5 protein-coding genes and 8 tRNA genes (1 of these 13 running past the window's edge) are annotated in these 7293 nt (G+C 45.8%); 11 read left to right on the forward strand and 2 right to left on the reverse strand.

The window, feature by feature from the left end; genetic code table 11:
* The first annotated feature begins 179 nt into the window (after positions 1 to 179).
* The 3 genes from ACLIN2_RS31795 to ACLIN2_RS31805 all read left to right on the forward strand — a co-directional run bounded on the left by ACLIN2_RS31795 (position 180) and on the right by ACLIN2_RS31805 (position 4401).
* Entirely contained in the window at positions 180 to 1847 is a 1668-nt protein-coding gene (locus tag ACLIN2_RS31795) for a DEAD/DEAH box helicase (RefSeq protein ID WP_411504709.1), read from the forward strand.
* Between the two features lie 29 nt (positions 1848 to 1876).
* Complete coding sequence (locus tag ACLIN2_RS31800; protein WP_411504710.1) at positions 1877 to 3283, forward strand: CHC2 zinc finger domain-containing protein; 1407 nt, start codon at positions 1877 to 1879, stop codon at positions 3281 to 3283.
* A 377-nt stretch (positions 3284 to 3660) separates the two neighbouring features.
* Complete coding sequence (locus tag ACLIN2_RS31805) at positions 3661 to 4401, forward strand: stalk domain-containing protein (RefSeq protein WP_411504711.1); 741 nt, start codon at positions 3661 to 3663, stop codon at positions 4399 to 4401.
* A gap of 235 nt (positions 4402 to 4636) precedes the next feature.
* Here ACLIN2_RS31805 and ACLIN2_RS31810 read toward each other — a convergent pair whose 3' ends face one another.
* Entirely contained in the window at positions 4637 to 5410 is a 774-nt protein-coding gene (locus ACLIN2_RS31810; protein ID WP_411504712.1) for a hypothetical protein, read from the reverse strand.
* 45 nt (positions 5411 to 5455) lie between these two features.
* Positions 5456 to 6295 carry a hypothetical protein gene (locus ACLIN2_RS31815; RefSeq protein WP_411504713.1) on the reverse strand — a complete coding sequence of 280 codons (840 nt, stop codon included), beginning with the start codon at positions 6293 to 6295 and terminating at the stop codon, positions 5456 to 5458.
* A 281-nt stretch (positions 6296 to 6576) separates the two neighbouring features.
* Here ACLIN2_RS31815 and ACLIN2_RS31820 point away from each other — a divergent pair.
* The 8 genes from ACLIN2_RS31820 to ACLIN2_RS31855 all read left to right on the forward strand — a co-directional run.
* A tRNA-Ile gene (locus tag ACLIN2_RS31820) sits at positions 6577 to 6653 on the forward strand.
* 18 nt (positions 6654 to 6671) lie between these two features.
* A tRNA-Ala gene (locus ACLIN2_RS31825) sits at positions 6672 to 6747 on the forward strand.
* 40 nt (positions 6748 to 6787) lie between these two features.
* Positions 6788 to 6863, forward strand: a tRNA-Asn gene (locus tag ACLIN2_RS31830).
* A gap of 6 nt (positions 6864 to 6869) precedes the next feature.
* Positions 6870 to 6945 (forward strand) — tRNA-Thr (locus tag ACLIN2_RS31835).
* Between the two features lies 1 nt (position 6946).
* Positions 6947 to 7039, forward strand: a tRNA-Ser gene (locus tag ACLIN2_RS31840).
* Positions 7040 to 7052: 13 nt separating this feature from the next.
* Positions 7053 to 7129: transfer RNA gene (locus tag ACLIN2_RS31845), tRNA-Glu, on the forward strand.
* Positions 7130 to 7132: 3 nt separating this feature from the next.
* Positions 7133 to 7208: transfer RNA gene (locus tag ACLIN2_RS31850), tRNA-Val, on the forward strand.
* Positions 7209 to 7217: 9 nt separating this feature from the next.
* Positions 7218 to 7293 (forward strand) — tRNA-Met (locus ACLIN2_RS31855) (it continues 1 nt past the right edge of the window).

A 7293-nucleotide genomic window follows, 5' to 3' on the forward strand; every position in this document is an offset into this window, starting at 1 on the left:
TCAGCCTGCTTTTTTTCATAACCCTTTTCTTCTTTACGATTTCTATGCCACAGTACAATCATCTTCCAGGTCAGCGACCACATACACAAATCAATTCCTAGTCATACTTTCTTCTTCCAAAACTGTAGTCAAACAGGCTTCTATTAGGGGAATGAAGATGGCGTAGAGGAGGATGTAACGTGACAGCCCCTATGTCCATGCGGTGGTACCAAGAAAAAGCGGTATCCGAAGTATTCCGCTTGCAGCACGAAGTGAAAAGACAGTTGATCATTGCAGCAACAGGAGCGGGGAAAACTATCATCAGTAGTGAGATCCTAAGACGGATGAATAAGAAATCGCTCTTTATCGCACACCGCGATGAGTTAGTTCGCCAAGCAGCCAGTAAGCTATTGCAAGTTTGGCCAGAAGCAGATGTAGGCATCATCAAAGGGCAAGAAAACGAGGTTGAGAAGCAGATCATTTCTTGTTCTGTACAATCTCTCGTGAACCGCATGGATCAAATTAAAGAGACCGTACACCTCATCATCATCGATGAATGCCATCATGCGGTAAGCCCAACATACACCAGAGTCATTGATTACTTCTTAGAGAAAAATCCGGATTTATTAATCGTAGGGGTTACCGCGACACCAGATCGAACGGATGGGAAAGAACTCTCCAGCGTATTTGAGCAGATCATATTCGAAATCAACATGTTAGACCTGATTAAGGAAGGGTATCTAGTAAACCTTCGAGGGCAGCGTGTCGATACAGGCGTGGACTTATCAAAGATTAAGACATCCTATGGAGATTTTGATGAAGCTCAACTATCCAAGAACTTCAACACACCGAAAATTAACGAGTTAGTCGTTGAAACATATATGAATCGATGCGAAGGGAGACTGTCCGTTGCCTTTTGCTGTTCAGTCCAACATGCCATTGAATTGGCTGCAACCTTCCGTGCTTTTGGAATCTCTGCTCATCATGTAGACGGTACCATGAAGGATGAAGAGCGCAGAGATATCCTGGCGCGCTTCGCAAAAGGTGAGATCCGGGTTGTAACCAATGTGATGGTACTAACAGAAGGTTTCGATTGCCCTGAAGTCTCATGTGTTTTGATGGTACGTCCCACACAAAGTCGCTCTCTCTATGTTCAAGCAGTAGGGAGAGGAATGAGACTGTTTCCTGACAAGAAGGACTGCTTAGTTATCGATTTTGCGGGGAATACCAGTCGTCATCAGCTTGTTACGCTTCTCTCGATTATTGGAACGACAAAGGAACAAGAAGAAGTGAAGCGTGCTAAAGGGATTACTAGTGAAGACGAATCGTCCGGCCGGGTAAAGGAAGACATTGAGATCAGTACATCTGATATCATCCAGCAGCAGTTGATTATGCGAGCGTATGAAGCAGCGCTGGAAGAGAAGTTTCAACAAGTGGAGACAGTGGATCTGCTTCCAAAGGAAAGTAAGTTTGACTGGAATCCGCTCCCGGTCGGTTACAGCATTAATTTAGGAGCGGGCAGCTTGTGTTTGGTCCCTTCAGCGGACATTGATTATCCTGGATGGAATATTTGGGCCTATGCCAAAGAGAAGGACTCCATTAGCTGTATGAACCTGGATCCGTTTCCGACGTTAGGAGATGCACAGAGTAAGGCCGAGGAATTGGTCGAGAAACGTGCCAAGGAAACTTGGATGAAGCAGTTGGTGCTTAAGGAAGCCATAGAAAAAAAGGACGCAGTGAGACCAGAGCAGGAAGAAGAGTTACGACGTTTGAAATTACCAGTCCCTAACACGATGGGGGAAGCAGCGTTACTTCTGGATCGATTTAAGATCACCGAAAAGCTGCTGGAGCTTCAAATCATTCGCTAACCACAATTCGCACCTTAGGAGGGATAGAGATGGGAGGGAATCAAAAACAGCTTACAGCTGAGACGATTGACTATGCAAAGAGCGTCAATGTGTATGACCTCGCACGCGCCTTAGGCATTTCACTGGAAAGAGTGGGGCGATCCTATTTTACTAGCTGCTTTGTCCATGGAGAAAAGACCCCCTCTTTAAGCATAGATCCAGAAAAGAATCGGTTTAAGTGCTTTGGCAGCTGCGAAGATACCGGGGGGAAGGGCGGTATCTCGTTTTATATGTATTACAAGTGGGGCAAATTTGACGAGTCATTCTTTCTCGAAGCGGTGGAAGATGTTTGCTATCTCATGGGGCATACCGTTATGTACCGGGATGGGACGGAGATGAAATCGGATCGCCCCGTTCAACAGCACACTCAGATAGAGGAAAGGCGAGACTCACCTCTTGCGGAGCCTCAGTTGATTACAGCGGTATATCAGTCTCTCGTTAATAAGCTGACACTTAACATCGATCATTACCATCACTTATTGAATGAACGCAAGTTATCACCTAGTGTCATCGCACTACGGCAATATCGCTCTTATCCGGAACGGCCGTACCTAATAGCAAGGGATATTGGAGAAGAGTTCACTACCTTAGAGGGAGTGCCCGGCTTTTATGAATCCGTAAAACGAGATGACTCCGGTACGTATTGGAATCTAGCGGGTACACCGGGGATCCTCATACCCGTTCGCGATGAATATGGCGTCATTCAAGGTTTTCAACTCCGAGTGGAATCACCAAAGCTTAGTCCCGTAATTAAATCCGTCGAGGAACATCACTTGCAAGCCGAGATCACTGACAAGCAAGTTCTTACTGTTCTCTATAAGAAGCGCCTTGTTTACTCAGGAAAAGTAACCGGCAGCGAAACAATCCCAATCCGTGTGGCCGGTCAACTCGTCGGTACTGTGACACTGAAGAAGAGGAATAAGTATATCTGGTTATCATCATCTGGAAGACGGAAAGGAACAAAGGCTGTACCTACCTATCACGTTTCCTACCCACCTGCTGGAATACCAGATGGATCTACGATCGATTGTAGTACTGTCTTTGTCACAGAAGGTCCACTAAAGGGGGATATCTCAAGCGAGTATATTGGGAAGCCGGTTGTGAGCTTTCCTGGTCTTTCCCAGTGGTACTTAGGGGTTGAGGGAGCTATGAAATTAAACCCGAACAGAGTCGTTATCGCGGTAGATGGAGACGCATTGCATACAGTGAAAGACAAAGATACAGATGATGAAAGAGAGGAAGCGGGAGAGGTCATTCGGTCCTTGATACGATCGTTTGCGAGTGAAGGGGTAAGCATTGATCTTGCTATATGGGACGCCAAAATGTCATCCAAGGGAATCGATGATCTGTACACTTCCGGACTAAAACCCAATATTTTCTCTGTTTTCGAGGTGTGAAGTACACACGGCTGCTTAGATCTGAAGCTATGAACTTTGAAATAAATTTGTGCCAAGGGTGGACTTGATGTACATAGTGCTGCTACTTACGATCGTTCTCGGAACTTGTGCGCTGTTGTTTTATTCTCTTGGATTCTTTGGCGTATTTGATTCCCGTATTTTTTCGATTGCTATTGCTATTCTTTTTGGACTTTTGGCGATCGTTGAAAGAGACAGCAAACAAAGATGATTTCGTAGACTTTATCTGAGAAATGGTTCGGCAATTACCAAGGAGGAGACTGTGTCTCACTTTCTAACTCGGGGTATTCACGGTTCCCGGTAGATATAAGGATCGCCGGTAATGAGGCAAAAATGACGATAATACGGAGGGCTATCTCATGAGTGCAATAAAAAAAGGTGCTATCATTGTTGCTGGAATTGTATCAGTATTCGCAGGTGGAGTTGTAATTGGTTCGGCAGCTCCGGCACAGCAGGTGGTTCAAGCGGTGAAAGATGCAAGCTTGAAAGTAACAAAGGACGGAAGCTATCTGACTATGAGAGATCAAAATGGACGAGTCCTCTCCCCGCTTATCTATAATGGTGTGACCTATTTGCCTGTAAGAACAATTGGAGAAGGGCTTGGGTTAACGGTAAATTATGATCAACAAAAACGTGAAGTCCAAGTCAATACGAAACAACCTGAAGGGGACCTTCGACTGGTAGACTACAAGGGGCGACTGGGAGGGAATGTTCTCTTATCCTTGGTGGACAAGGATTTGAATGTTGCGGATACAGATTTTTCTCATGGGGCCGTGATTAAAGGGAACACGAAATTAGCCTTCTCCTTCCCAGAAGGTTCTTACCGCAGCTTTGAATCAGATATTGTTGTCGTGTATCAGGATCCGAATAACAAGACGAAGAAATCATCTTCGAAAAAAAACATTACGCTCCGTGCATTTGAAGTGGTAAATGGGAAAGAGGTAGCCTTTTTTTCCGATACTTATAAGCCCATGAAAAGCTCTGACGAAGGGGAACATGTATCAATCCGAATAGAGGGGAAAAAGGAAATCAGGATTGCTGTAGAAGGAGCGGATGGGTATACCAAAGTCATCTTTGGAGACGCTTTCTTCAGGAAATAACGGAAGGCCATAACGATGGAATGTCTTGAATGTACGCGGGAATGGTAATCCTCTAAATGATTTCGGATGAATACGCAAAACAAAATTAAAAGGTTGGTGTTCCACCATTGAGCGCATATCCGCTCCTTTTGCGATCACACCTGTTTTGTGCAGAAATCCGCTGTCAATGAAAATACGGTAGTCGAGGACACTGTTTTCCCGTCCAAGACTACCGCTGCTCGTTTCACTTCACGTTCTATTCCAGTTTGATGCTATCACAATACGTAAAAAATGGTTCCAGCTCAAATAATTCAGCCAGGTTCACGTATCTACCTGTTTCAACTTGCGAAATCGCTTGCTCGCGCTTGGCGAGAAATGCTTGCATTTCCATCTCGTCAGGAAGAAAGGAAGACTCAAGCAACGATTTCCAGCAAAGCAGTTCCCCCCTTGCATGTGCCAACGAATAGTACGAGGCTTCGATTTTGGTTGCTTTTTTTGACAGATTGGCGAGGGTGCATGCAACTCTCTCACTTGTCAGTATATAGGTTTCCTGATAGAATTTCGCACGCAACTCCGAACGATACAGAAAATATCCGCCGATGTAGCCTTCCAAGCTTCCTCGCGCCCCATTCTCCAGCACTTTTCCGTACCGCTCAACTATGCAGGACGGATAGGTAACACAATAATCATAGTAATGGACAAGCTCATGGACGATGACAGATACAAGAAAGGTATCTTTCATGGGAGTTTTCAATTTAGACAGTTTGCCCCAATTAATGATAATAATGGGGATATTTCTCTCCCTGACCTGCTCTTTTTGATAAAACTCGGGGATAAAAATGCCGTTCTCGTTGCCGTTTTGTCCCGGTTGAAAATGGACGGCTGCCGTATCTCCTGCATAGTCTTCCGAAAACAGAATCGATAGGTTGATGCCCCCGATATCCATTTCCAACTTTTCCGTTATGAAGTTGATTGCATGTAAAACCATACGCTTGGCCTTTTCATCGTCTCGACCAAAAGCCGTCTTCACGTGCACATTTCTCCATACATCGCCAATCAGAAATACCCACCCCTTTTACCTCTCTCCTAAAACACGGTACGACATTTCATAATGATCGTCGTCATCCAGCCATTCCGGAGCTTCCAGCCAGATTCCGTCCACTCTGCCGTAATCCGGTATGACAGAAACCGCTTCCTGAATATGACGGTCTGTATCAACATAAGGGGAATAGCACGAGAACATCAGAAGCTTTATACAATCTTCATATCCCTCGAATTTTTTGTTCGCTTCCTCAATGCGCTTTTTCACCTCATCTTGTACATACTGCACATCCGAAGCCGTTGTGCGAAAGCGGTCATAGGTACCGCCAACAAACTGAACGGAAAAGGGCTGTGTGCTTCCGGTATCTTCATCAATACGCTTTTTTCCAAATGCCCATTTGACTGGAAGTTCGGAAGAAACAGTGCTGTTATCTTCATTTGGCGTAAACTTTGAACCCGCTACAATTTGTTTGAACCTCTCCAGGATCTGATCCACGATTGATTCAGCATAAGCGGCAATCAACTTTTTATCTCTGGGAATTGGAGATGACACCACCAGCACATTCCCCTCCGACTGAAAAAGCCCGGGTATCTTTTGACGCAGTTGAAACACCATTTCATCGGTAAACAACTGATTGTTGGAAGCGAAGCCGACATAATCTTTCGGCACCACAATCGTTTTTTTCTCAATTACCATCCGCTGTCCACTCTTTTTGTCAACGGCCAGCAATTCCGGATGCTTCCGGGAAGAATCCTTGAGGTCAATACCCGGTTCTGTGATGTGAAAATCTGTATTATAGGTGTAATTGTAGTGTTCGATAAAGGGGGATAATTCCAGCCACTCCATCCTTTTCAACGGGACACCATACATCATATCCAATGCCTCCTCATTCGCTTGTGCAAGCTTTTCCACGGGCAAATCCAGAACAGATGGGCATGAGCACACACAAACATACCGTTATTCATCTATCATTCACCTAGAATTTTGCAAAATGGATTAGCTTTTTTGATGAAACGTAAGATTCCAATTAATAAGGATGTTAATGAACATTCGCTACGTTTGGTCCGAATAGCAGTAGTATAGTATATATTCCTAATAATACCATTGCATTTTATTTGATGCTCTGCTAATATTCTGATTCTATGAGGCGAAGCGGGCCTATAGCTCAGTTGGTTAGAGCGCACGCCTGATAAGCGTGAGGTCGGCTGTTCGAGTCAGCCTAGGCCCACCACTTTAAATAACCATTCATGGGGCTGTAGCTCAGTTGGGAGAGCGCCTGCCTTGCAAGCAGGAGGTCATCGGTTCGATCCCGTTCAGCTCCACCATGATCCTTTTCATGGCTGAATAGCCTTACCTATAGATTGTTCCTCGGTAGCTCAGTTGGTAGAACAATCGGCTGTTAACCGATCGGTCGGCGGTTCGAGACCGTCCCGAGGAGCCATATGATGCTCCTGTAGCTCAGTCGGTAGAGCGTTTCCATGGTAAGGAAGAGGTCGCAGGTTCGATTCCAGTCGGGAGCACCATGGATGGATGTCCGAGTGGCCGAAGGAGCACGATTGGAAATCGTGTAGGCGGGGTTAACTCGTCTCGTGGGTTCAAATCCCACTCCATCCGCCATCAAAATACATATGGCCCGTTGGTGAAGCGGTTTAACACAGCAGCCTTTCACGCTGTCATCCAGGGGTTCGAATCCCCTACGGGTCACCATATGGAGGCTTAGCTCAGCTGGGAGAGCATCTGCCTTACAAGCAGAGGGTCGGCGGTTCGATCCCGTCAGCCTCCACCATACTATCGTCGCGGGATGGAGCAGCTCGGTAGCTCGTCGGGCTCATAACCCGAAGGTCGCAGGTTCAAATCCTGCTCCCGCAACC

The sequence above is a fragment of the Brevibacillus centrosporus genome (genome assembly GCF_046622605.1).
Taxonomy (GTDB): domain Bacteria; phylum Bacillota; class Bacilli; order Brevibacillales; family Brevibacillaceae; genus Brevibacillus; species Brevibacillus centrosporus.